This is a genomic window from Flavobacterium collinsii (genome assembly GCF_902804485.1).
GTDB classification, from domain to species: domain Bacteria; phylum Bacteroidota; class Bacteroidia; order Flavobacteriales; family Flavobacteriaceae; genus Flavobacterium; species Flavobacterium collinsii.
Map to the genome: position 1 here is coordinate 23,740 of NZ_CADCST010000100.1, position 25,270 is coordinate 49,009.

At 35.8% G+C, this 25,270-nt stretch carries 17 protein-coding genes and 1 tRNA gene; 6 read left to right on the top strand and 12 right to left on the bottom strand.

Annotated features, from left to right (window positions below):
* Window positions 1-12 precede the first annotated feature (12 nt).
* Complete coding sequence (locus tag FLA105534_RS15925; RefSeq protein WP_173967110.1) at window positions 13-1,689, bottom strand: peptide MFS transporter; 1,677 nt, start codon at window positions 1,687-1,689, stop codon at window positions 13-15.
* A gap of 36 nt (window positions 1,690-1,725) precedes the next feature.
* Complete coding sequence (locus FLA105534_RS15930; protein ID WP_173967111.1) at window positions 1,726-3,897, bottom strand: S9 family peptidase; 2,172 nt, start codon at window positions 3,895-3,897, stop codon at window positions 1,726-1,728.
* Between the two features lie 182 nt (window positions 3,898-4,079).
* Between FLA105534_RS15930 and FLA105534_RS15935 the strand changes: the two genes are divergently transcribed.
* Entirely contained in the window at window positions 4,080-5,396 is a 1,317-nt protein-coding gene (locus tag FLA105534_RS15935; RefSeq protein WP_173967112.1) for a hydroxymethylglutaryl-CoA reductase, degradative, read from the top strand.
* Between the two features lie 102 nt (window positions 5,397-5,498).
* Window positions 5,499-6,416: a GYDIA family GHMP kinase gene (locus tag FLA105534_RS15940; protein ID WP_173967113.1), complete on the top strand. Its 918-nt coding sequence runs from the start codon at window positions 5,499-5,501 to the stop codon at window positions 6,414-6,416.
* Between the two features lie 136 nt (window positions 6,417-6,552).
* On the opposite strand, the gene FLA105534_RS15945 is transcribed toward FLA105534_RS15940, so the two are convergent.
* The 6 genes from FLA105534_RS15945 to FLA105534_RS15970 all read right to left on the bottom strand — a co-directional run bounded on the left by FLA105534_RS15945 (window position 6,553) and on the right by FLA105534_RS15970 (window position 12,793).
* On the bottom strand, window positions 6,553-8,652 hold the full coding sequence (locus tag FLA105534_RS15945) for a peptidylprolyl isomerase (protein WP_173967114.1): 2,100 nt from the start codon (window positions 8,650-8,652) through the stop codon (window positions 6,553-6,555).
* Window positions 8,653-8,760: 108 nt separating this feature from the next.
* Entirely contained in the window at window positions 8,761-10,020 is a 1,260-nt protein-coding gene (locus FLA105534_RS15950) for a hemolysin family protein (RefSeq protein ID WP_173967115.1), read from the bottom strand.
* A gap of 3 nt (window positions 10,021-10,023) precedes the next feature.
* Window positions 10,024-10,218 carry a hypothetical protein gene (locus tag FLA105534_RS15955; RefSeq protein WP_173967116.1) on the bottom strand — a complete coding sequence of 65 codons (195 nt, stop codon included), beginning with the start codon at window positions 10,216-10,218 and terminating at the stop codon, window positions 10,024-10,026.
* An 11-nt stretch (window positions 10,219-10,229) separates the two neighbouring features.
* The gene (lptC, locus tag FLA105534_RS15960) at window positions 10,230-10,781 is read right to left on the bottom strand and encodes an LPS export ABC transporter periplasmic protein LptC (RefSeq protein ID WP_173967117.1); all 552 of its coding nucleotides are present in this window, start codon (window positions 10,779-10,781) and stop codon (window positions 10,230-10,232) included.
* A gap of 52 nt (window positions 10,782-10,833) precedes the next feature.
* The gene (locus tag FLA105534_RS15965; RefSeq protein ID WP_173967118.1) at window positions 10,834-12,066 is read right to left on the bottom strand and encodes a hypothetical protein; all 1,233 of its coding nucleotides are present in this window, start codon (window positions 12,064-12,066) and stop codon (window positions 10,834-10,836) included.
* Window positions 12,059-12,793 carry a type III pantothenate kinase gene (locus FLA105534_RS15970; RefSeq protein ID WP_173967119.1) on the bottom strand — a complete coding sequence of 245 codons (735 nt, stop codon included), beginning with the start codon at window positions 12,791-12,793 and terminating at the stop codon, window positions 12,059-12,061. The genes FLA105534_RS15965 and FLA105534_RS15970 overlap by 8 nt, the downstream gene beginning before the upstream one ends.
* Before the next feature lie 104 nt (window positions 12,794-12,897).
* Between FLA105534_RS15970 and FLA105534_RS15975 the strand changes: the two genes are divergently transcribed.
* The 3 genes from FLA105534_RS15975 to FLA105534_RS15985 all read left to right on the top strand — a co-directional run bounded on the left by FLA105534_RS15975 (window position 12,898) and on the right by FLA105534_RS15985 (window position 15,100).
* Window positions 12,898-12,970: transfer RNA gene (locus tag FLA105534_RS15975), tRNA-Phe, on the top strand.
* 398 nt (window positions 12,971-13,368) lie between these two features.
* Window positions 13,369-14,865, top strand: coding sequence for an MFS transporter (locus tag FLA105534_RS15980; RefSeq protein ID WP_173967120.1), 1,497 nt, complete (start codon window positions 13,369-13,371; stop codon window positions 14,863-14,865).
* 10 nt (window positions 14,866-14,875) lie between these two features.
* Window positions 14,876-15,100, top strand: a complete 225-nt coding sequence (locus tag FLA105534_RS15985; RefSeq protein WP_173967121.1) for a DUF6814 family protein — start codon at window positions 14,876-14,878, stop codon at window positions 15,098-15,100.
* A gap of 109 nt (window positions 15,101-15,209) precedes the next feature.
* Here FLA105534_RS15985 and FLA105534_RS15990 read toward each other — a convergent pair whose 3' ends face one another.
* The 4 genes from FLA105534_RS15990 to FLA105534_RS16005 form a co-directional block, all read right to left on the bottom strand.
* Entirely contained in the window at window positions 15,210-18,083 is a 2,874-nt protein-coding gene (locus FLA105534_RS15990) for an alpha-amylase family glycosyl hydrolase (RefSeq protein WP_173967122.1), read from the bottom strand.
* A gap of 80 nt (window positions 18,084-18,163) precedes the next feature.
* Entirely contained in the window at window positions 18,164-19,261 is a 1,098-nt protein-coding gene (locus FLA105534_RS15995) for a SusE domain-containing protein (RefSeq protein WP_173967123.1), read from the bottom strand.
* 17 nt (window positions 19,262-19,278) lie between these two features.
* Window positions 19,279-20,907: a RagB/SusD family nutrient uptake outer membrane protein gene (locus FLA105534_RS16000; protein WP_173967124.1), complete on the bottom strand. Its 1,629-nt coding sequence runs from the start codon at window positions 20,905-20,907 to the stop codon at window positions 19,279-19,281.
* Window positions 20,908-20,944: 37 nt separating this feature from the next.
* Complete coding sequence (locus FLA105534_RS16005) at window positions 20,945-23,920, bottom strand: SusC/RagA family TonB-linked outer membrane protein (RefSeq protein WP_173967125.1); 2,976 nt, start codon at window positions 23,918-23,920, stop codon at window positions 20,945-20,947.
* 236 nt (window positions 23,921-24,156) lie between these two features.
* On the opposite strand from FLA105534_RS16005, the gene FLA105534_RS16010 reads away from it, so the two are divergent.
* Window positions 24,157-25,188 carry a LacI family DNA-binding transcriptional regulator gene (locus FLA105534_RS16010; RefSeq protein WP_173967126.1) on the top strand — a complete coding sequence of 344 codons (1,032 nt, stop codon included), beginning with the start codon at window positions 24,157-24,159 and terminating at the stop codon, window positions 25,186-25,188.
* Window positions 25,189-25,270: the final 82 nt, after the last annotated feature.

Below are 25,270 nucleotides of genomic sequence, written 5' to 3' on the forward strand. Positions count from 1 at the left end.
AATAATTATTAATTATCGAACGCCATGCATCATCTTTTTCAAAAATGGAGTTAACGCAAATAATATGATTGCAGCAAGTCCTGTAAGCACTACGAATACCATGAAAAACTCGTATAAATTATGGATTTCAAATCCAGCAAAGAAGTGATTATGTGCACTGATTTGATGTTTCTCTAATAAAGCCAATTGTTCCGCTGTTGGTGTAATTTTGTTATCTAAAACTGCCTGAAGATCGATTCCTAATTCTTTTGCTTTTGCAAATTTATCTCCTGTTGCAGGCAAGATAGAACCTAAAGTTCCTCCTAAAGCATAACCGGATGCATTTGACAAGAAAAAGACTCCGTATAACAATGAAGCGAAACGTTTTGGAGACAGTTTACCTACCAATGACAAACCAATTGGAGACAAACACAATTCAGCACATGTATTTAAGAAATACAATAAAATCAACCATTTTACCAATAACAGGCCTGAAGTTCCAATATAAGAAACCTGAGTTGCAATCATGAAGAAACTAATAGAAATCACGACTAAACCAACGGCTAATTTTACCGGTGAGATTGGCTCTGTTCCTTTGGCTCTTAAAGTATCCCAAAGTATACTAAAAGGTACCGCCAGGATTACCACAAACAGTCCGTTGAAAATCTGAACCATTGACGGTGGCATTTGCCAGCCAAAAAAGTTTCTGTCCGTTTGATTGTCTGCAATAAAAGTCAATGATGAACCAGCTTGCTCAAAAGCTGCCCAGAAGAAAATGATAAAAAAGGAAACGATATAAATAACGATAATCCTGTCTCTCTCAATTTTAGTTAAAGAAGTGTCCGAAATAATTAATCCGGCTAATGATAAACCACTAGAGTAGATCAAAGTATAAATCAGGTTCTGACCTACCACATAATGAAAAAAGAATCCTAAAGCTACAAATGCAATTCCGGCAACTGCTAACGCTTTATTTGAGAAATTTGCTTTTTGCGCTTCTCCTTCTTCAAAATCAGAAGCGTCATTTTTAGAAGGCAAACCTCCTAATGGTTTTCCTTCAGGAGAAACTACGTATTTATTCTTTAAAAAGTAAAAAAGTAACGTCCCTAATAACATTGCAATAGAAGCGGCAAGGAATCCCCATCTAAAAGCATGAATATCTCTAATTCCGCCAGCATCTTTTACATCTCCTAATAAAGGACAAATAGACTGACCTAAAAAAGCTCCAATGTTGATACCCATATAGAAAATAGTAAAAGCACTATCTAATTTTGTTTTTTCCTGTTTTGGATACAAACTTCCAACCATACTTGAAATGTTTGGCTTGAAGAATCCGTTACCAAAAACAATAACTCCTAACGCCGTATACATAATGATTGTAGCAAAGGCTCTGTTACCTTCAAAAACACTACCACTGGTAAACAACAACAACTGTCCAATTGCCATTAACAATCCGCCTAATAGAATACAGTTTCTGTTTCCTAAAAAACGATCGGCAACAAAACCACCCAACATAGGTGTTAGATAACAAAGTCCAAGGAAACCTCCATAAATTAAAGAAGCCTCTTCTTCCTTCATCAATAATGAATTCACAAGAAATAAAGTTAATAAAGCTCGCATTCCATAAAAATTGAATCGCTCCCACATCTCCGTTCCAAATAATACCCAAAGTCCTTTTGGATGTGCAGTTTTTACTTTAGTTTCTCCCATATTCTTTATTATTTATTTAAGGTTTTTAGTTTTATGTTATAAATTTTCTTTGATAAAGTTAGTCATTTTGTTATAAAGCTGAATTCTGGTCTTTCCGCCATGAATCCCGTGGTTTTTATCCGGATAAATCTGAGAATCAAATTGTTTATTCGCTTGAATTAAAGCTTCCATCATTTGCATTGAATTTTGCACATGCACGTTATCATCAGCCGATCCGTGAATCAATAAGAATTTCCCTTTTAATTTATCAACGTGATTTATCGGAGAGTTCTGATCGTAACCGCTTGCGTTTTCCTGAGGAGTCTGCATGTATCTTTCTGTGTAAACACTGTCATAAAAACGCCAGTTTGTTACCGGAGCAACTGCAATTGCCATTTTGAAAACATCGTTCCCCTGAAAAATACAATTTGAAGCCATAAATCCACCAAAACTCCATCCGAAGATTCCAATTCTTGCAGGATCAACATACGGATAAGCGCCGATTACTTTTGCAGCATCAATCTGATCTTCTACTTCGTATTTTCCTAATTCTTTTTGAGTTACTTTTTTGAAATCAGCACCTTTATAACCTGTTCCTCTACCATCAACACAAGCTACGATATAACCTTGCTGTGTAAGAGATACAAACCAATAATCATCTGGATTGTTCCAGTCGTTATTTACCTGTTGAGAACCCGGACCAGAATACTGGTACATGAAAACAGGATATTTTTTTGAAGGATCAAAATCTTTCGGTTTTAAAATCCATGCATTAAGCTCATTTCCTTTTGCTGTTTTTAAAACGAAAAATTCTTTTGCCGGTAGGTTGTAAGCTACTAATTTAGAAGAAAGATCTTTGTTGTTTTCGATAACCTGAATTTCTTTTCCCGTTTTAGCCTCGTTCAAAGTATAAGTAGTTGGCTGTAGATTACTTGAGAAAGTATTAATAAAGAACTGAAAGTTAGGGCTGAAAGTTGCCGAGCTCGTTCCTGTAATTTTAGACAAACGAACTTTGTTCTTTCCATCTAAAGCAATGCGATAAATATCTCTGTTGATTGAACCGTTTTCTGTAGATTGGTAGAAAACTGTTTTGTTTTTTTCGTCGAAACCGTAGTATGAAGTTACTTCCCAGTTTCCTTTTGTGACCTGATTCTTAAGCTTTCCGTTTTTATCATACACATAAATATGATTAAACCCGTCTTTTTCACTTGTCCAGATAAAGCTATTGTCTTTTAAGAAGGTTAAATCGCTGGTAACATCGACATAAGCTTTGTCTTTTTCATTTAGAACCACTTTTGCCGCTGCAGTCGTTCCATCTACAAACAACAAATCCAAATTATTCTGGTGACGGTTTAAAACCTGAGCCGACAATACATTGTTGTCATTTGTCCATTGTAATCTTGCGATATAAAAGTCATTGTAGTTTCCTAAATCTACTTTTTTACCCGTATTACCCACCGCATCATATATATGTAGAGATACTACTGAGTTTTTTTCTCCTGCCTTAGGATATTTAAACGTTTCAATGGTTGGGTACAAATCTTTTTGAAATATAGACATCGAAAATTCCGGAACGGCACTTTCGTCAAAACGGATATAAGCTATTTTTTTACTGTCTTTACTCCAGTCGAAGGCACGTACAAACGCAAACTCTTCTTCATAAACCCAGTCCGTAATACCGTTGATAATGGCATTCTTCTTTCCATCGGTTGTAACCGCTGTTGATTTTTTTGACGCCAGATCATATACATACAAGTTATTTTCTTTTGCATATGCGATTTTAGTCCCATCAGGAGAAAAAGTCGGTTCCTGAATCTGAAAATCAAACAGTTTAGTTAACGATTTTGTATTAATATCATATAAAAAATAATCTGCTGTAAACGAATGACGGAAGATTTTTTTGGTATTGCAGGCAATTAAAATCTTTTTTTCTGAGGCATCAAAAGTATAACTGTCAATCCCTTCAGAAAGCGCTGTGTGATTCTTGGTATCAATTAAATTAGCTACTTTTTTTAATGTTGCAAAGTCATATAAATCGATTTGCATGCTTCTGCTGGCCTGATCTACATTTAGAACTGTATATTGCTCTGTATTTTTTAACGATTTCAGTTCATCCATTCCTTTTGCCCGAAATGCTCCACTATAAATATTCTCGACCGTAATTTTTTGCTGGCCGAAAACAGTCGCAACTAAAAACAAAAATATAACAGTAATTTTACCTGTATTCATTAGAATTATTTTAAATATAAAAAAGAGCCCAATTTTAGTAAAAAAAATGAACATAATACCCATTATAATTGTTAAATGTTAAAAAAAATAACGATTGCGTACTTTTCAATTTTCAAATACATTGCAAACAAAAGTCTTAAAATAGTATCTTTGCCGCAACTTTATTATTTAAAATACTGAGAATGAACAACGCTGTTGCCGGATTTTCGAAATTATCCAAAAAAGAAAAAATAAACTGGATTGCCAATACCTATTTTTCAAGCCCTGAAGAGGCCCTGACTATTATAAGAAATTACTGGAATACAGACGAAAAGCTACAACAATTGCACGATGAATTCATTGAAAATACCATCACCAATCTTTACATCCCGCTTGGAGTAGCGCCTAACTTCCTGATCAACGGAAAACACAAAACAATTCCGATGGCAATTGAGGAAAGTTCAGTAGTTGCCGCAGCATCAAAAGCAGCTAAATACTGGTCGACGAGAGGCGGTTTCAAAGCCACTGTAATCGCTACAGAAAAAATCGGGCAGGTTCACTTTACCTTCAACGGAGATGCCCAAAAACTAGAATCTTTTTTTAATCAGATTAAACCTAAAATTTTATCTGACACCCAAAGCATTACCAAAAATATGCAACAACGAGGTGGCGGAATTCTAGATATAAAACTAAAAGATAAAAGAAGTCTTCTCGAAAATTACTTTCAGCTTCATGCAACTTTTGAAACCAAAGACAGCATGGGAGCAAATTTCATCAATTCCTGCCTGGAGCAATTTGCTACTACTTTAAAAGACGAATTTCACCATTCTGATTTATTTTCAGAAGATGAAACTTTAAAAGTAATTATGAGCATTTTGTCTAATTACGTTCCAAATTGCATTGTTAAAGCAGAAGTTTCTTGCCCTATTGAAGATCTAACAGAAAAACACATTTCAAATCCACAAGAGTTTGCCGAGCGTTTTGTACAAGCTGTTCAGATTGCGGAAGTAGAACCATTCAGGGCTGTTACACACAATAAAGGAATTATGAACGGAATTGACGCTGTAATTCTTGCAACCGGAAATGATTTCAGAGCAGTTGAAGCAGGGGTTCATGCTTATGCCTCCAAAAACGGCCAATATTCAAGTTTATCTCACGCTAAAATCGAAGACGGAATTTTTACTTTCTGGCTTGAAATTCCATTAGCACTGGGAACTGTAGGCGGATTAACTTCTTTACATCCATTGGTAAAATTGTGTTTTGATATTCTTGAAAAACCTTCAGCAAAAGAATTAATGGAAGTTGTAGCGGTCGCTGGTCTTGCGCAAAACTTTGCCGCCTTACGCTCCCTGACCACTACCGGAATTCAGGAAGGACATATGAAAATGCACCTTAACAATATTATCAACCAATTTGAAGCGACTGAGGAAGAACGTCATTTAATTAAAACTCATTTTAAGAAAAATGCCGTATCGCACAGTGCTGTAGTTGAGTTTATTGAAAATCTAAGAAAAAAATAAAAAATCCAAATAATATAGTTTCCGAATAAAATTCCAAATTCCAACGTTAATTGGAATTTTATCCCGACGTTTCGGGATTGGAATTCATTTTAAAATTGAAGAATGAAAACAACCTTTTACAGTAACGGAAAACTTTTAATTACAGGCGAATATCTAGTCCTGGATGGCGCCAAAGCTTTTGCTTTACCAACAAAATTTGGACAAAATCTAATCGTCGAGAATGGTTCAAATCAAGAAATCCAATGGAAAAGCTATGACTTTGACGAACACCTTTGGTTCGACGATACGATCACTTTCTCTGATATTATAAACAATCCAAAAACTCAAATTGAAACCGTAAAAACGACTTTAATTGAAATTTTGCATGAAGCTTATTTGTTAAATCCAGATTTTATAAATACTTCTAAGGGATATAAGATTAGTACGCAACTAACGTTTCCAAAAAATTGGGGACTTGGAACATCTTCTACCCTTTTAAACAATATTGCTCAATGGGCAAAAATTGATGCTTTTACGTTGCTTAAAAACAGTTTCGGTGGAAGCGGTTACGATATTGCGTGCGCACAAAATAACACTCCTATTATTTATCAATTAGAGCAGAATTCACCATTGGTGGAAGCCGTAGACTTTAATCCAGATTTCGCACAAAACATTCATTTTATTTATCTTAATAAAAAACAAAATAGCAAAACTGCTATTAAAGCTTATTACAACAACAAAAATCAAAACCTAACACAGAATATTACTGACAACAATAAAATCACCAATGCTGTCCTAAATGCAAAAACAGTACAGGAATTTGCAATAGCTTTAGAGAAACACGAAATTCATTTAAGTAATATCCTGGAATTAGAAACCATACAAGAAATTGCTTTTTCAGATTTTAATGGCGTAATAAAAAGCCTAGGAGCTTGGGGTGGAGATTTTGTAATGGCGGTTTCAAAACAAGATCCAAAAGATTATTTTACATCAAAAGGATACGAAACAGTTCTTTCTTATCACGAAATGATTTTGATTTAAATTTATTCACAACATTACTTTACCAAAGTTTTAAAAACTTCAAAAAGAATTTCTCTCAAAATTAAATCCATAAAAAAAACCCGAAACATTCAAATTGAACGTTTCGGGTTTTATATTTTTATTTAATTACTAAAGACTAGTAGTTAAACTGTAATCTGTTATCTTCAATTTTAGCATTAGCTTTCAATGCTGGTAAAATTCTGCTTGCATCAGATGCACTTTGCGCTTTTACTTTAGCAACATACTCTGCATGGTTAGCCGCTGCAGGAGCTTTAACTGTACTGATGTTTTTTACTACATATACACCTGTGTTACCTTCAATTGGAGCTGAAATTTTATTTGCAGCTAATGCGAATGCATTACCTACTACTTTTGGCTCTTGTCCTACTCCTCCAGGTAATACTGGATTGTCCATAGTAACATTAGCAGCTTGCTGAACAGCTACACCAGCACTTTTAGCAACAGCCTCTAGTGATGAACCTGTCATTTTAGCTTTTAAAAGTTCTGCTTTTTTCTTGTTTTTCAAGATTGACTCTACATAAGGTCTTGCCAATGTTACAGATACTAAACCTGATTTGTTTTCGCTTTTGTATTGTGCAATTACGTGACCGATATTAGCCAATTCAAAACGCTTCACATCTCCAGTGTTCGTTTCTTTGTCAAATGCCCATCTGATGATGTTACGTTGGTTTCCTAATGGACCAAATGCTTCATCCATAGCTTTTGCTGTTACAGGAGCAGCAACTTTTAATCCTAATTCCTTTGCTGTAGCATTGAAATCTTTATCGGCAGCATCCATTTCAAATTTAGTTGCCAATGTGAATACTTTATCAGAAGTAGCTTCAGATGGCTCAATTTTTTGAGCGATAGTAGCTAAACGAATTCCGTCTTGTTTGTCAGTAATTTTGATAATGTGAAATCCGAAAGGAGTTTCCACTAAACCAACTTTTCCAATTCCGTTACTGAATACAAAATCATTGAATGGTTTCACCATTTGGTTTGGACCAAAATATCCTAAGTCACCACCTTGTTGTGCAGAAGAATCATCTGAACTTGTGAAAGCCAACATCATGAAACTGTCTGGGTTTGCCTGAACCTGAGCAAGAATTTCTTCTGCTTTAGCTTTAGCTTCTTCTTTTGTTCTTTTTTCTTTTGCGTTTGGAGTTTGAGATCCTTCGTATCCAATTAAGATATGACTTGCTTTTGCATTAACACCAGCTTTAAATCCTAAAGATTTAGAGATTGCATAATATCTTCCGAAAACATATGGTCCGTAAATTGCCCCAGCTGGTAAGCTGAATAATTTATCAGCATCAACTGCTGGTAAAGCATTTTTAGGCACATAAGTTGAATCGTAAGGAACATCAGAATTTGAATTTACAAATTCTGCGATGTTAGTAGCACTTTTAAAACCTGGCAAAGTATCGTTTTTACCTGTTTTTGCATTGTACTCTACTCTTCCGTTTAGTAATGCAGTGATTTTAGCTTTAATTTCAGCTTCGTCCTCTTTCGAAGCTTTGTCTTCCACTAAAACATACTGAATTTCACGAGTAGCATCCGCTTTGAATTTCTTCTCGTTTTTCTTCATATAATCTACAATTTCTGTATCAGAAATTTTTACTTCACTATCTTTAATTGAAGAATATAAAGCCGCAACGTAAGCAAAGTTAACTTTGTTAGCTTCCATTTCATATTTCAGCTTTCCTTCACTTACAGTCGTGTAAAGTCCCGCTTTTACTAATGTGTTATAGATCTGGAATTTAGCATTTAGCTCAGCATCTTTTTCTTTTTGAGAAATGAATTGTGCTGCCTCAGGATTTGTTTTAAAGTATTCTTTAAATTTAGCTACGTCAAAAATACCAGCTGCATTTAAAAACATTGGGTTTTTACCAATATTCGGATCTGCCTTTAAAACTTCAAGTAAGTGTTTTTCACCTACTCTTAATCCTAATTTATCAAACTGTGCTGATAATAATGCGATTGAAACCTCTTGGTCCCAAACTCTGTTTGCAGCTTCAGTGGAAGTAATTCCTTGACCACTTTTTTCAACATTACTAACTTTAACTCTAAAGTCTTCAAATGAAATATCTTTTCCATCGATGCTTCCCACATCTTTTGAACTTTGACCAAATGTTCCTCTTGTGAATAGATCTTGTATTATAAATGCAAATAATGCAAGTGCAATAACTCCTATCAATAAAGCGGAACGCTGTCTAATTTTTGCTAAAACTGCCATTTTTATTATCGTTAATTTTATATTCAGTTTGCGAAAATACAATTATCTAGTTAATAACAATACAACTAGCGTTTTATTTTACACAATTTTTTTTATTAATTTAAAAAATCACTCTTTTATCGTCAATTTAACCAATTCAATTTTCTTATTTGTGGCTTCTTCGATCACAAAATGATAGCTCCCAATCACTATTTCTTCTCCCTTTTGAGGAATTTCTTTGGTCGAATTCACGATAAACCCACCTAAAGTCCCGTAAGAATCCTCCTCAGGAATTGTTAGTTTATAGGTTTCATTGAGATACTCTACATCTAATCTTGTCGAAAACAAATACTTCCCTTCTCCCAGCTCCTGTTCTATCAATTCCTCGTCTAAATCGTGTTCATCTTCGATCTCACCGAAAAGCTCTTCAACAATATCCTCTATCGTAATAATCCCCGAAGTTCCTCCATATTCATCCAAAACAACAGCTACATTTCTTCGCTTTTTAATCAATAAGTTCAGTGCATCTTTTATCAAAATCGTTTCAGGAACAAATTCAACTGTCATTAAAACCGATTTTATTGTTTTCGGCTTTTTAAACAAATCAAATGAGTGTACATAACCCACAATATCATCAAGCGAATTTTGACTCACTACAATTTTGGAATACCCGGTTTCTATAAATAATTCTTTAAGATCTGCAACGCTGTCAAATAAATCTATATCAACAATTTCCGTACGCGGCGTCATGATATCACGGGCTTTTACTCCTGAAAACTCCAATGCATTTTGAAAAATCTGAATTTCAGAGTCTACTTCAGCATCATCTTCAACAGCGTTCATTTGTTCTGCAATATAGTTCCCAAGTTCAATTTTACTAAAATACAACTGTATCTGATCTCCTTCTGTTTTGAAAAACTTTCGCAATACAAAATCTGAAATCCAGATGAAAAAAGTCGAAAAATAATAAAATAGTCGGTAAAACAAATAGGCTGGAATGGCAAAGAATTTGATTAATGTATTGGCATAAATCTGAAAAAAAACTTTCGGAAAAAATTCTGCCGTTATCAAAACGATAAAAGTAGAAACAACAGTCTGAACCAGCAGACTTGCCAAATTTGAAAAATGAAATCCTAAATTGATGATAGACTCCAGGATCAAATCTCCCATGTAAAATCCATAAACAACCAGTGCCACATTGTTACCAATAAGCATTGCGGCAATAAACTTTGAAGGATTCCCGGTAAGTTTCGTTAGAATTTGTGAGGCAAAATTATCTTGTTTCTTTTCGATTTCAAGATAAATCTTATTCGAGGAAATAAAAGCTATTTCCATTCCTGAAAAAAAAGCTGACAGTATTAAACATAGTATTATAATACCAATTTCCATTTTTTACTGTTTTTTATTGCGATCGTCAAATTTCTTGACAAATTTCCTCCTGAAGAAAAACATAAATACTGCCATACCCGCAATTATAAAACTCAGAGCAGCAGTATCATTTCCATCGTTTATCTTTGTAAAACCATCATAAATAAAATAAATGGCAAATATGATGTAAACGTATTGTGTATATTTTAAATAACCCATAATCTGTATTTTTATTCGTTTGATTCTATTTCACCGCTAACACGCTGAGAATTAATCACTTTAAAATCCTTACTAAAATCTATCCCTTGCCCGTTTGAAGCTCCTTTTGCATCCGTAAGCTTAAATTTTCTTTCGGTATAAAACCACTCGTTATTCTGATCGAAGTACAACTGTTCTGTTTCCAGCATTTGTCCTTCTTCTGAAGTGATTCTTACTTTTCCCTGCAAATCAATTATACCGGTTGGCTTGTACGAAACAGCATAATTTGATCTTATAAAGGTACGTTTTTGATTTTTATCATATAAAGTAACATCAATTCCTTTTGGGAATTCCGTAAAAGGAAAGTCAAGATTAGAATAGTCCAACATTTTAGGACTTTTCAAAACTCCTGTTATACGTCCGGAATCTGTATATTTTATATCAACGGTATCTGCATCACTTCCAGGAACGAACTCTGAGAAGTTAATTTTCTGAACTTCTTTAAAATTACTTTCGCACCCAAAAAACAGTGTCACAGTAAAAACTGTGACAACCGCTATTATATATCTCTTTGATAAATTCATTTGCCAAATGTAGTAAATTGTAATGAGCTTAAAAAAACATAAGAGCTTATGCTTAATTGAATTTACTTTTCACGAACCATTTATCATTAAAAGAGAAGCTCACACTAAAGTTGAAATAATTCTCCTGAACCAACCCAGCTGACACTGTTCCTCTTTTTCCAAACTCAACACCAATGTTAACATTCGAAAAAGACCCGTTATTAAGTGGAATTCCAGCTCCTAAAGTCATACCCAGATCATTGATCTCCTGATTATTTACCACCAAACCAATTTTCTCGTATTTTAATCCAGCTCTATAAGTCATTCTGCTTAAATAACTTGTAAATGATGCATAGTTAGGAATGTAATACCCACCGATAGCATATTTTTGATATTTTTCGTAACGAACATTATCTCTTGTGTTGTAATAGTTTGCAAGCTGTCCATTTCCTTGAAAAGAAACTGTAGTACCCACCAACCATTTTCTGGCTTCTCCGATACCGGCACCAAATGTTATTTTGTTCGGCAGTTTTAATTTATCTTCATGATCAGGAGCCGTAATCGGATCAGGATCACCATCTACCTGAATAACTCTTGTGCTGTTTGAATTTAAAGTACTGGCAAAAGTATAATTCAAGCTTGTAAATAAACTCAGTTTTTTATCAATTTTTGTTTGATACATCGTACCAATATTAAAACTAATACCAGACAGTTCAGAAGCATTTGTTTCTCTCGTTGCATTTTGAACGCCAGTTACCAGCTCTAAACTTGTGGTCGTGATTTTCCCAAAATTATATTGTGCATCAGCTCCAATATTCCAGTTCTTTTTAATTTTGTATCCTAAACCAACAAATACTTTATTAACACCACCTTTTCCCTGAAGCTGGTTACTTGTTGCTCCTTCTGTACCTGTTAGGTCATTTTGAATTTTATATCCAACAGAAGTTACCGGAACTAAACCGAACGCTGCACCAAATTTTCCCATCGGAATTCCCAATGCCAGATAATCAAAAGTGGCTCTTTGTGCCTTTTCAGATTTCTCACTGGTTTTCAAATTAGACGTACCAAAAGATCCCCCAACTGTAAAAGTTGTAAACTTTAAACTCGCGTAACTTGCAGGATTCTCAATATTCAGGTGAATACTATCCTGTTCCACTGCAACTCCGGACATAGATCTGTTTTCAAGAGTTCCTTTAAATCTTACATCACCAATTCCGAAAAAAGAATAAGGCGACGCAGTACCTTGTTGAGCGAATGAAACGAACGAGATAAGCAAACAAGCGCTTACTATAATTTTTTTAATCATTGTCGATTTTATATTGAAATGTTTGGTTCAAACTCTCCAAAAGGAAATTTGAATTGGCAAATATGGTATTTTTTAATCGTTTAGCCAAAAAATCTGCATCACCTCCCGTTAAAATTATTATAAAATTTGAAAAGTTTGCGCGATATTCATCGATAAAACCATCAATCTCATAGACGAAACCATTGACTACTCCGGAATGAATCGCCTGCTTTGTGGAATCTCCTATATAAGAATCCGGCGACTCCAAAGCGAGCAAAGGCAGTCTGGCCGTATAGTTGTGTAAAGATTCGTACCGTAATCTCAGGCCTGGAGAAATAGCTCCTCCTAAATAATTATCCTTTTCGTCGATAAAATCGTAGGTAATACAGGTTCCGGCATCAATGACCAATCTGTTTTGTCCGGGAAACTTTAAAGTAGCCCCGGCAGCCAAAACCATGCGGTCTATTCCTAATGTTTTTGGAGTCGCATATTTATTGGTGAAGGGAAAAACATCCTCATGAGTTAAAAAATGAACGTTTAACTGTTTTTCGAAAGTCAAAAAAGATTGTTTTTCGATATTTCCGACCGATGCCACGACCAAATCAGAGCATTTTTGATATTTTTCTAAAATTTTTTTAATTTTTTTTTCAAGCTCGTTTTTCTCAAAAATAAAATTTTCAAGAACACTACCTCCCTCAAATACAGCAGCTTTAATTCTGGTATTTCCAACATCAACCGTTAAAATCATTTTTGTTTTTTTAGCCCTGCGAAGATACGAATTGATTTTTTTAAAAAAATGTTTTGGATAAACGAAAAATGATTCTATCTTTGCACCCGCAATGTGCACAGCACGGTACCTTAGCTCAGATGGTAGAGCAATGGACTGAAAATCCATGTGTCCCTGGTTCGATCCCTGGAGGTACCACAACAACCCGAATAGCAATATTCGGGTTTTCTGTTTTTAATACTTTTCTTCCTGATTTATATCGGCACCAACTCCCCAATTTTCCAGAACCTTATCGCAAAGAATAAGCTGTTTTAACAATTTGCCGCTTTTAACAGCTGCAATCGTTGCTACTATTTTCTTTCCGGTTACACAATCTTTTGCTAAACCTCCTACTCTTACAACCGATTCAGGACTTTTACACTTCTTTCTTTTTTAATTTTAACGCAATTAGTAGGATTAAAAAACTACAATTATCCTCATGCTTATTTTTCGTTAAAAAAGTATTAAATAAATAAAAAAATATCTTCTATATTCGCAAAACCATAATTTAAAGTTTTATTTTTTATCAAGTACACAAAGTCTATTAAAGTCTGTTTATGAGCAACACTTCAACAAAGGGTATCTGGAAAGTGATTTCGGCGTCATCAATGGGGACCATGATCGAATGGTATGATTTCTATATTTTTGGAAGTTTAGCGGTCGTAATCTCAACCAAATTCTTTCCCAGTGACAATCCTACTGCTGCATTTCTGTCGACTTTAGCCACTTTTGCTGCCGGATTTGTTGTACGGCCTTTTGGAGCATTGTTCTTTGGAAGACTTGGTGATATCATTGGGCGTAAATATACTTTTATGGCTACTCTGCTATTAATGGGCGGCTCTACTTTTTTAATAGGCTGTATTCCGGATTATAAAACCATTGGCTTTCTTGCTCCTCTATTGGTTTTAATTCTTCGCTTACTGCAAGGCCTTGCCCTTGGAGGAGAATATGGCGGAGCAGCTACTTATGTAGCAGAACACGCTCCTGCTAATCAAAAAGGATATTGGACTTCCTGGATTCAAACTACAGCGACCGTTGGTTTGTTTATTTCTTTAATGGTAATATTAGCAACGAAAAACATTCTTTCGGCCGAGGATTTTGACTCCTGGGGATGGCGTGTTCCGTTTTGGGTTTCTATTGTAATGGTAGGAATTTCGTATTTGATTCGTAAAAACATGGACGAATCTCCTGTGTTTGCTAAAGCCAAAAAAGAAGGAACAACAAGCACCAATCCGCTGAAAGAAAGTTTTGGAAACCGATACAACCTGAAGTTTGTTTTACTTGCTTTGTTTGGCGCTACTATGGGACAGGGCGTAGTTTGGTATACCGGGCAGTTTTATGCGATGAGTTTTATGAAAACTGTAATGAATGTCGACTCTTCTCAGGTTGATGAATTATTGGGAATTGCCCTATTACTTGGCACTCCGTTTTTTATATTTTTCGGATGGCTGAGCGATAAAATAGGACGAAAACACATTATGATGGGCGGAATGCTGCTTGCCATTTTATTTTACAGGCCTATCTATAAAACGATGTACAACACTACTGATCTGAGCCACAAAACCGAACTTATTTCCAAAACCACGCAATCGATTGAAATAACAAAAAGTAAAGACTCTATTTACACTACTTATAAAGAATATAGCGACGGCACAGCTTTACTGGAAAAGAAAACACATTTTACAAACAAGAATCAAACTCAAATCAACACCACTATTACGATTAATTCCGCTGACAAATGGACTTTAATCTTTTTCGTTTTCATCCAGGTTTTATTTGTTACGATGGTGTATGGTCCTATTGCGGCCTTCCTGGTAGAAATGTTTCCAACTAAAATCAGATATACTTCAATGTCCCTACCTTATCACGTAGGAAATGGAATTTTTGGAGGCTTACTGCCTGCAATTTCAACTTATTTTGTCACACATGCTAAAGAGGCCGGCAAACCGGATTTTTATCTTGACGGACTCTGGTATCCTATCATCATTGCCTCTGTCTGCTTTGTCATTGGAATGATTTACATCGATAATAAAAACAAAACGAATCACCTTTAATATTATAACTATGAATACGATCAAACAAATTTTAGGTGTTTTATGGATTATACTTGCCATTGCAGCGGCCTATTTTTGCATTTTTGAATTTGGCTTACCTAAACTGCTTTCCGACAAACAGGATGACTTGGTTTTTGGAACCATCATTCTTTTTATCCTTACACCGTTAATTGTTTTAGGACTGGGAACTTTTGGCTATTTCTCTGTAATCGGAGAGTACAATAAAGGAAAATAAGGGGTGAAAAATGAAAGGGCTGTCTAAAAACAGACAGCCCTTTCGCACCACTAACAAAACCAAAAATCTTTTACTTGTCAGGCATGTTCTTCTATATAAATGGGTAAAATTATTTCTTAATCAGTTTCATCACCTGAGTTTGGCCCTTTTCGTTAATAGCTTTTACAAAATATAACCCCGTTTTCAGATCACTTACGACAAACTGAAAATCCGGATTTCCATTGGTAGTAAAACTTTTTACCAATTGTCCAGAAATCGCATATATCTGAACTTTTGACATTGACACATTTAAGGTAAAATAATTCGAAACCGGATTTGGATACAATCGTACTGAATTTTCTTTTTCGAAATCGGCTATGGCTAAACTGGCCTGTTTGTTACCATAAATTCTGAATTCTCCTGCCGGAAGATTTAAGGGCGCATTGACATCGGTAACATTAATAGTAGTGTTGTCCATTAAATTGTACCATGCACCGGCATATTGAAAACCTGTTGGAACATTTTGGGATGTAACATCAAAATTAGCGACAATCAAAACATCTTTTAACTCGGTTGATGATAAAGTACTATTAGTAATTTTTATGTTTACAGACAGTAAATTTGCATTTGCAATTACAGGATCTCCCAAAAACACAGGCTCTTTTGTTTTTAGCGCAATCATCTTTGCCCAATCGTTGTAAATTTTATTTCGCACTGAATTGCCCAACCAGTTATTTACCCATTGAGGCTGCGGTTTTGTATCTAATTTACAATCGCCCGCAACGCCATCGAAATCAGTGTTGACCGAATTATCGTTACAGGTAAAAATAGAGTTCTCCCATCCTAATTCTCCAAAATGCCAAATCATTTTTGGCCCCGGAACCAATAGTGAAACTGCTCCAATTGCCGACATTCTGGACAATGCTGTGTCTAGTGTTTTTACATTGTATCCTCCGCCAGAATTTCCGTATTGTATGTTTTTATACATCAAACGTTCTTCATCATGGCTTTCGGCATATCCCATTAATCGGTTGGCTGTAAAACCGTGGCTGCTGCTGGCCATTCTTGAAATATTACTCTCACTCGCATACCCCATTGACAATTGATTGTACGGTCCTGTCATTTTTCCCCACATCATTACTCCTTTAGACGGTGTTTCAGCAATTCTGTAATTGGCCCATTCCTTCTCCTCGTTATCAGACCCCAGGTGCTCAAAAATAGTATAATGTGTAGGGTCGAGACTCCATGAATAATCAGCGTACTTTTTTAATACATCTACTCTGTCCTGTTGGTACGCATCAGTACATGCTCCATCAGAAGCGGTACAATTCTGGGTAAAACCTTTGGTCAAGTCCCAACGGAAACCGTCAATTTTATATTCTTCGATCCATTGTTTAACCACACGTTCGACATAATTTTGTGTTTTTAAGGCCTGATGGTTAAAATCTTCCCCAACATTATACGCATGTTTGGCAACTGTATTAAAATAAGGATTTTCGGCGGTTGGCGAACCAAAACCGTCTCCATCAGGATCGTTCATCCACATTCTCACCATCGGATTTCTTCCGAAAGCATGGTTTAAAGCGACATCCAGGATCACAGCGATTCCGTTTTGGTGACACAAATCAATAAATTCCTTCAACTTGTCTGAAGTACCGTAAAATTTATCCAAAGCCATATGAAACGAGGTGTTATACCCCCAGCTTTCATTGCCTTCGAACTCCATTACCGGCATTAATTCGATTGCATTTATTTTAAGGTTTTTAAAATAATCCATCCGATCTATTAAACTTTGGTAATTTCTAGCCGCATCAAAATCGCGAACCAAAACCTCATAGACTACTAGTTTTTCTTTTTGAGGTTTTACAAAATTGTTTACCTGCCAATTGTACGGAGTTTGACCGGTTTTCAAAACAGTCACTTCAAATTGCTGTCCCGCCGGATAAACAGGCATGTTAGGATAAGAAGTTGTAGGAATGGAAGGATCATCAAAAGGCGATAACACTAAAGTTGAATACGGATCGGCCGTTTTTACTAAAGATGGGGAATTAGCCAGCGGCGTAGTATCTACCACCCAATATTGATAGGTATAAGTAACTCCCGAAACTAATCCGGTTAATTCCATCCAAAATTTTCCCGAAGCAGGGTCTTTTTTCATGGTGTAGGCCGAAGTTGGCTGCCAGTTATTGAAGCTTCCGGCAACATATACAAAGTCTTTTAAAGGCGCATCCAAAACCAAAGTCGCTTTTGTAGCATCAGTCGAATTGTAGTTAATTCCGTCAACCAAGCCTGTCGGCATTGCCTGCGAAACAGTATTTGAATTTATTACAACCGAAAACTTTTTTACAATCGTAATTCCTGCCTGAGTGATACTCAACTCGTAACTCTGATTGTTAGCAACTCCAACATGAGAATAAGAATAACTTGCGGTGCTTGAATTTGTATTGATAACCGTTCCGTTTGCCTTTAAGGAATAACTTGCTGCACCGTTTGTATTTGTAGCAGCAATATCAAAATTAGATCCCGATGTTATAATTGATGCACTGTTTTCTGTTGGCGAAGTTAGCAAAACCTGAAAACTGCCCACTTCCACTAAAATGTCCTGCGATTTTTTATCGCCATTTCCATTTTTGGCTTTTACCAAAAAACCAATTCTTCCAATCCCTGTAGTACTGTAATAGGTAGTTGGTGTAATTGTTTTGGTATACGTATCTGTACCCGAATTATAGGTAAACTTACTCGCCTCGCTTGAGGCATCCCAGGAACCATTATCCGGAGTTCCTTTTTGAGAAGTATCGTTGGTATCAAAAGCCCAGGCCCACATATACAAGGAATGGTCAGTAATTCCCCAGCTGCTTTCATCAACACTTGTGCCGTTAATGGTTATGGTAATCGGTGTAGTCTCTTCAAAAGTTGACGGACTTACGGAGTGGCTTATGGTTTGCGTTTGGGCAAAAGTAGCCACAGACCACAAAAATGTGATCCATAGTAAAGTTTTTTTCATAATGTGGTTGATTGGTTAGTTAGTCTGACTAAAAAAGGGCTATCTTCTAACAGATAGCCCTTTTAAATTTCAGTAAAAAATTATTCCTGATTTGGAATCATTAAATAGCTTCCGTCTAAATCATTAAAATAAATAACATATTTAGATTTTGCTACTGGTATGTTTTCACCGGAACCTCCTCCTGAGAACGGAGTAGTTCCTCCCCATGAAACGTCCCATTTATCATCTGCTCTGAATTTAAGTCCGCCATCTTTCAACGCCGTTACTCCCAGAGTCCAGATATGATCGTTGAACGTAGATTTTTTCATCGCTGTCGACGTATTCCAGCCTCCGGGCGTACTATCGCCAATGATACCAACTGTTCCATACGTTTTAGCAGCAGTAGCATCATACGGAGTTAGTTTGTACGTTAGTTTTTGCACATCGATTTTAAAGGTGTAATACCCTTGATTTGCAATTACAAAACTAGCCGGATCAGCGTCAGATTCTTTTCCTCTGTATACTAAAACATCACTTGCACCACCATACATTGGAGCCCAGCTGCCTAAAGTACTAATGGTTTTAAAAGCACCTGCTTTAAAGAATCCTGTAAAAGTATATTCATTAGGATTTTTTGGATTTCTGAATAAAATTTGATTTCCTTTATTATTATCCCATCCTGAAACTGTTGCATCACCAACTAAGTACCATTCAGTAAATTTGTAATCTACTTTTCCGGTATAAGGGGTTACACTAATTGTGATTACTGTTTTAGAAACCTGTGGAACTCCGCCTGAAACGCTTGAAGCTATTTTTACATCAAATAAAGAGGCTACTTCTGTTGGAGCTCCAAGATCAATCGCTGCCTGGTTCAAATCTTTTGCAAGCACTGAAACCTCGGCTATATTTGTGGTTCTTTCCAGCGTAACTGCTTTCGAAAAATCACCTCCCTTTTTATCAATCAACAACGTATAACTTACTACTACAGGAGCAGAATAGGTTGCTTTAGACCATGTAAATTTGGCCACTTCCTGCGAAGGTTTATCCACATCTAAAACAAATGCTTTTCCTGTTGCAGGTGCCGTAATTTCAGGTGTCGCAACAGCTTCAACAATTTGTCTGTTCTCTACATCATCAGCATTACACGAAACAACTAAAACACCAATAAATGCGATTAAAATTTTATATATATTTTTCATTTTAATGTTTTATAAAGTTAATACCCAGGATTTTGTTTCAATGTTGGATTTGCTTGGATATTTCTTGCAGGAATTGGCATTAAATCTCTGAAAGATGCAGTTGCTGCTCCCGCCATAATTCCACCTTTCCATTGCCAGATTTTAGATCCTCCGCTAAACTTACCAAAACGAATTAAATCAGTTCTTCTGTGACATTCCCAGAACAATTCTCTTCCTCTTTCATCTAAGATAAAATCAAGTGTTAACTGTGGAAGTGTAATTGCTGGTGCACCCGCTCTGCCTCTAATTTGGTTTACGTATCCTAAAGCTGTATTAAGATTACCGCTGGTAGCTCCTCTAAGAGTAGCCTCAGCATACATTAAATAAGCATCTGTTAATCGGAACATTGGAAAATCAATATCCGGAATATCATTTCTTTGTGCTGCAGAACCATCAGCATTTTTATTGATGTATTTTGTTACTGCATAACCATCCGTAAAGGTCGATACATTATTAATGTCTAATGATTGTCCATTCGTATAGAATGTTCCTCTTTTATCCCCTGTTGCGGTTGCATCAGGAAAAAGAGCTACAAACTCTCTACGAGTTCTAATCCCTTGCCATCCACCATCCATTCCTCTGGATGCTGCATCCATGCTACCTCCAATAGAAGCGTGCATGATAAAACTCATTCCTCCACCAGTTGCTCTAATGGCATTACCATCACTAACAATTGGGAAAATAACTTCAGACTGAGCGCCATTTCTATTATTATCTGCAGAGAATAAGTATCTGTACGGAACATTTGCGAAAGTATAACCTGAACTCGTAATAATTTCATTACACAATGTTGCAGCTTCATTATTCTTGTCTACACCAATGTATACTTTAGCGTTCAAATAAACCTGCGCTAATAAAAATTTGGCAGCCGTTTTATCAACTCTTCCATACTCGTTTTGTTTTGCAGCAACTAAGCTATTGTCTAAGTCCTTCAATTCAGATTCAACAAAAGCAAAAACTTCCGCTCTTGTTTTTTGTTCCGGATAAAAGAATCCAACTGGGTCTTTTTCTGTTGTAATTGGCACATTTCCGAACAAATCCATTAAGTTGTAATAAGAGAAAGCTCTTAAAAAACGAGCCTCAGCTCTAAAATTAGCAATATCAGCTTTCAGCTTGGCATCAACATTTCTTGACGCTAATTTCTCTTCTGTTGTTTGTCTTAAAAACTCATTCGCAACACTAATGTGGTAAAACGCTCTGGAGAAAGTCCCTTCCAAGAACTCATTTGCAGGAGACCATGTTTGTGCATTCAAAGTTGGTAGAGTACCATCAGCCCAGGCAATAATAGCTTCATCTGTGGTAAATTCCTGAGTTACAAAAAGTAATCTTAAGTAACTGCTAAAGTCACCACCAAGTCCAGCGATATCAGGGTTTTTTCCAGGTATAGCCGCATCACCATCACCATCATTACCTCCAACATACAAACCTGCATATAATTTAGCTAAAACTTGCTTGTACGATGCCGGATCTTTAAAAAAGGTTTCTGATAAAAATTCATCATCATCCTTTGGCGTCACGTTTAAGTCGTCCGTACACGAAGTAAGCGTCATACTTAATCCTAAAACGAATAGGAAAAAATAAGATATATATTTAAATGATATTTTCATTTTGTTTGTTTTTAAATTTTTGATTTTCAGTCTACTATTAGAAATTCGCATTTACACCAAACAAGAATGTTCTTGCTCTTGGATAAACGTTATTATCAATTCCGTTGAATTTCTCAGGATCTAAACCATTGTATTTTGTTAGAATGAAAACATTCTGAACTCCAGCTGTAAATCTTAAAGAAGCACCTTTAATGATAGTTTTATCAAAAGTATATCCAAGTGTTACGTTGTCTAATTTGATAAAAGAAGCATCTTTCACAAAATAGTCAGACAAGTAACGTGATGTCCCATTGTCTTCAAAAGTGAAACCTGTATTGTAGTAATCTGAACTTACGTTAGACAAATCTGTTTGTCTTCTTAATCCCGCGTCAGAATAACCTAAATTAGAACTTACGTTATCAAAAATTTTATTGCCTACACTTGCTCTCCAGTTCATTGTAAAGTCAAACTTTTTGTAGTTTATGGTAGAAAACAATCCAAAAGTATAATCAGGTGCTGCTTTTCCAGCTCTGTAACGGTCAGCCGTATCAATTTTTCCGTCTCCGTTTCTGTCTACATAAGCCCCTGCAATTGGTCTTTTGTTTGCATCGTATAATTGCTCGTATACAAAAAATGAATTTGGTGCATAACCTACTGAGTTAATCAGGATTTTATTTCCGTTTCCTCCGGCAATGTTATCTCCCGTTAAATACCCCTGAAAACCAGGAACTGTAATTCCTAATTCCGAAATATTCTGATCAATATAAGTCGTATTAAAAGCTACATTCCAAGTCAGATTATCGTTTTTAATAATATCAGAGGCAATACTAAATTCAACCCCTTTTGTTCTTACACTTCCAATATTAAAGAAACCTTGATTTCTAATATTAGCTCCATCAGGAACTGCAATATCTGCTAATAAATCAGATGATTTTTTATCAAAATAGTTGATAGATCCTGTAATTCTGTCATTGAAGAATCCGTAATCGATACCGATGTTAGATTCTGCCAATTCTTCCCATTTGATATTTTCGTTATATCCTTCTGGTCTTGCAGTTGGATAGATGGTATTACCAAAAATGTATTGTGAATTAATCGTTCCTAAAGTTACTCTTTGTAAATAATCATACTGAGCAGAGATATCCTGTTGACCTGTAGTTCCGTAACCTACTCTTAATTTCAAACTGGAAACCGTTGAATTCCCTTTTAAGAAAGCTTCTTCGGCAACATTCCATGCAAAAGCACCTCCTGCGAAGTTCCCCCATCTGTTGTCTTTAGAAAAACGGGAAGTTCCGTCTCTTCTATAATTTAAAGTCAGTAAATATCTGCTGTCATACCCTAAATTCAAACGTCCGAAGAACGATTGTAAATTCACATCCGGATCTGTAGCTACGTCCTCATTAGGATTTGGCTGTCTTGTTTCTCCAGATGAATATTTTTCTTTTTGAAATAATTGGTAGTTATAACCTGCCGTTGCATCAATTTTAATTTTTCCTAAATCTTTAGTATAATTAAAATAAGCATTTAAATTTTTATTTTGAAGTGCATCCGTATATCTGGAATAGTTTCCAAGATTTACATAACCCGGATCGCTAAATGCTTTTGGCTGAAATCCTAAAATACTTTGTGTACTTACTTCGGTAAATCCGCTGCTGTCAAATCTATCGATACCTGCTTCAGCAACAACTCTTAAATCTTCAAAGAAGTGAAGTTTATAGTCTACTCTAACATTCCCCCATTTTCTGGTTGAAGTTGCTCTTCTGTTGTCCTGATTTAATCTTGCTACAGGATTTCTTGCTGGTAATAACGGTAAATTTCCGTTTGGCTCCAACCATTCAAAGTATCCTCCGTAACGAGAACCTGTCTTATAAACCGGTTGCGTAGGATCAAATCCGATAGCACTTCCAATAACTCCACCCTCATCCTGAAATTGATTTTTACCGAAAGCTAAATTTCCGCTAATATCGATTTTTAAATGATTGTCAAACAATATCGGATTTAACGATATCGATGTCGTAGTTCTTTCAAAAGAAGTGTTTCTTAAGATTCCAGGATTATCAATATTACCAACAGATAAACGTACTGGCAATTTATCAAATAAAGAACCGCTTACAGAAATATTATTGTTGGTTGTCAAGGCTGTATGAAAAATTTCATCCTGCCAGTTTGTATTTGCATTCCCTAGTAAAGCCTGTTGTGCAGGAGTACCTTTGGTTTTTACTAATTCTCTGTATTGATCAGCACTCATTACATCCACTGTATTGGCTACTGTATTAATACCAACCTGAGAACTGAAGTTCACTTTAACCCCACCTTTCGATCCTTTTTTAGTTGTAATTACGATTACACCATTTGCAGCTCTTGATCCGTAGATTGCAGCAGCAGATGCATCTTTAAGTACTGTAAAAGATTCAATATCATTAGGATCAATGGTAGATAAAATACTGGTAGAACCGCTTGGTACCGCATTGCTTAACGGAAGTCCGTCTAAAACAATTAATGGCTCGTTTGAAGCATTTAAAGAAGATCCTCCACGAATTCTGATATCTGCTTTAGCTCCCGGAGCACCACCTCCTGTTACATTCACACCTGAGATACGACCGCTAATTAAACTCTCCGGAGTCACGTTAATTCCTTTGTTGAAGTCTTTTGCAGCGATTTGAGATACAGAACCTGTTGCATCCTTTTTCTTAACCGTACCGTAACCTACTTGCACGACAACTTCTTTAAGCTGATTGGTATCTTCTTCCAGAGAAACGTTTAGTATTTTTTGACCATTATAAGTTACAGTTGACGTCTTATATCCAATAAATGAAACCAAAATTTTGTCCCCATTTTTTACGTTAGATAACTGAAATTTACCGTCAAAATCTGTTGATGTTCCGCCCGGAGCACCCTGTACATTTACATTTACTCCCGGGATTGGTTGTCCCGTTGCCAGGTCGGCAACTGTTCCGGTTAAAGTGCTTTGAGCTAGCACCGTAAACGGCAACAAGAGGAATAAAAATAACAACTTTTTGTAAATTGTTTTCATACTTTTTGTTTAAATTAGTTTGAGTTTTTGATTGTTAGTTAAGTTTTTAATTTTACTTCGAATTTCAAAATTAGGAATTAATTAACATGCTCAACCAGTTGCCTTTTTTATAGGTTTACGAAAACGTGGTAGTGTTGAAAACTTTCTATTTTTTGTAATCTTTTAAGTCAAAAATTGTCGATTATAAAAATATAAGATACCTTTATTAACAATTAGATTTTTTTCAAATAACAATTATGAAACGTAAAATAACCCTAAAGCAGATCGCAAAGGAACTTGATGTTTCTATCTCAACTGTTTCTAAATCACTCAGAGACAGTCTTGAAATAGGAGAAGAAACGCGCGCAAAAGTGCAGGCATTTGCAAAGTTTTACAACTACAAGCCCAACAATATCGCCCTTAGTTTAAAAAATCGAAAAACCAAAAGTATTGGTATTATCATTCCGGAAATTGTACATCATTTTTTCTCTACTGTGATCAACGGAATCGAACAGGTAGCCAACGAAAATGGTTATAGTGTCGTGATCTGTTTGTCTGATGATTCTTTCGATAAAGAAGTTTTGAATATGGAAATGTTAGCCAACGGAAGTATCGATGGTTTTATCATGTCACTCTCTAAAGAAACACAATACAAAGGTGATTTCCACCACATTACCGAAGTCATCAATCAGGGGATGCCAGTAGTCATGTTCGATCGCGTCACTAACGACATCTTGTGCGACAAAGTAATTATTGATGATAAAGCTGCTGCCTATGAAGCTGTTCAAAGTTTGATAGACAATGGCCGAAAAAAAATCGCTTTGGTCACTACGGTAGATTATGTAAGTGTGGGAAAACTCAGAACCGACGGTTACGAAAAAGCGCTCCTCGACAATGGATTACCTTTTAATGAGGATTTAATCATCAAAATCGAAGATGTAGACACTTGCGAAATCACCATCAGCCAGCTTTTACACGACCGTGCGTTTGATGCCGTTTTTGCTGTGAATGAGCTTTTTGCCGTAACCATTATCAAAACAGCGAACAAAATGGGATTAAAAGTTCCAGAAGATCTGGCCGTAATTGCCTTTACTGACGGAATTATTTCCAAATACTCCACTCCAAGCATTACAACCGTAAGCCAGAGCGGTGAAAAAATGGGTAACAAAGCCGCTAAAATGCTGATCGAAAGACTCGAAGCCGAACACGATGATGACGAAGAAGAAAACGAAAATTACACCACAGAAGTCATCGAAACACATCTTATAAAACGAGAATCTACTGACTAAAAACCTAAAAATCAACATTTTCTAAAGTCTTAAATAACATTTATGACTTTTTTGTTAGCGTATTTAAAAAAATAATTAATAC

Coding starts and splice junctions, on each gene's coding strand:
- FLA105534_RS15995 (WP_173967123.1), bottom strand. CDS start 19,261: ATGAAAAATATATATAAAATTTTAATCGCATTTATTGGTGTTTTAGTT.
- FLA105534_RS15980 (WP_173967120.1), top strand. CDS start 13,369: ATGAGCAACACTTCAACAAAGGGTATCTGGAAAGTGATTTCGGCGTCA.
- FLA105534_RS15935 (WP_173967112.1), top strand. CDS start 4,080: ATGAACAACGCTGTTGCCGGATTTTCGAAATTATCCAAAAAAGAAAAA.
- FLA105534_RS15940 (WP_173967113.1), top strand. CDS start 5,499: ATGAAAACAACCTTTTACAGTAACGGAAAACTTTTAATTACAGGCGAA.
- FLA105534_RS15965 (WP_173967118.1), bottom strand. CDS start 12,066: ATGATTAAAAAAATTATAGTAAGCGCTTGTTTGCTTATCTCGTTCGTT.
- FLA105534_RS16005 (WP_173967125.1), bottom strand. CDS start 23,920: ATGAAAACAATTTACAAAAAGTTGTTATTTTTATTCCTCTTGTTGCCG.
- FLA105534_RS15955 (WP_173967116.1), bottom strand. CDS start 10,218: ATGGGTTATTTAAAATATACACAATACGTTTACATCATATTTGCCATT.
- FLA105534_RS15970 (WP_173967119.1), bottom strand. CDS start 12,793: ATGATTTTAACGGTTGATGTTGGAAATACCAGAATTAAAGCTGCTGTA.
- FLA105534_RS15990 (WP_173967122.1), bottom strand. CDS start 18,083: ATGAAAAAAACTTTACTATGGATCACATTTTTGTGGTCTGTGGCTACT.
- FLA105534_RS15925 (WP_173967110.1), bottom strand. CDS start 1,689: ATGGGAGAAACTAAAGTAAAAACTGCACATCCAAAAGGACTTTGGGTA.
- FLA105534_RS15930 (WP_173967111.1), bottom strand. CDS start 3,897: ATGAATACAGGTAAAATTACTGTTATATTTTTGTTTTTAGTTGCGACT.
- FLA105534_RS16010 (WP_173967126.1), top strand. CDS start 24,157: ATGAAACGTAAAATAACCCTAAAGCAGATCGCAAAGGAACTTGATGTT.
- FLA105534_RS15985 (WP_173967121.1), top strand. CDS start 14,876: ATGAATACGATCAAACAAATTTTAGGTGTTTTATGGATTATACTTGCC.
- FLA105534_RS16000 (WP_173967124.1), bottom strand. CDS start 20,907: ATGAAAATATCATTTAAATATATATCTTATTTTTTCCTATTCGTTTTA.
- FLA105534_RS15945 (WP_173967114.1), bottom strand. CDS start 8,652: ATGGCAGTTTTAGCAAAAATTAGACAGCGTTCCGCTTTATTGATAGGA.
- lptC (WP_173967117.1), bottom strand. CDS start 10,781: ATGAATTTATCAAAGAGATATATAATAGCGGTTGTCACAGTTTTTACT.
- FLA105534_RS15950 (WP_173967115.1), bottom strand. CDS start 10,020: ATGGAAATTGGTATTATAATACTATGTTTAATACTGTCAGCTTTTTTT.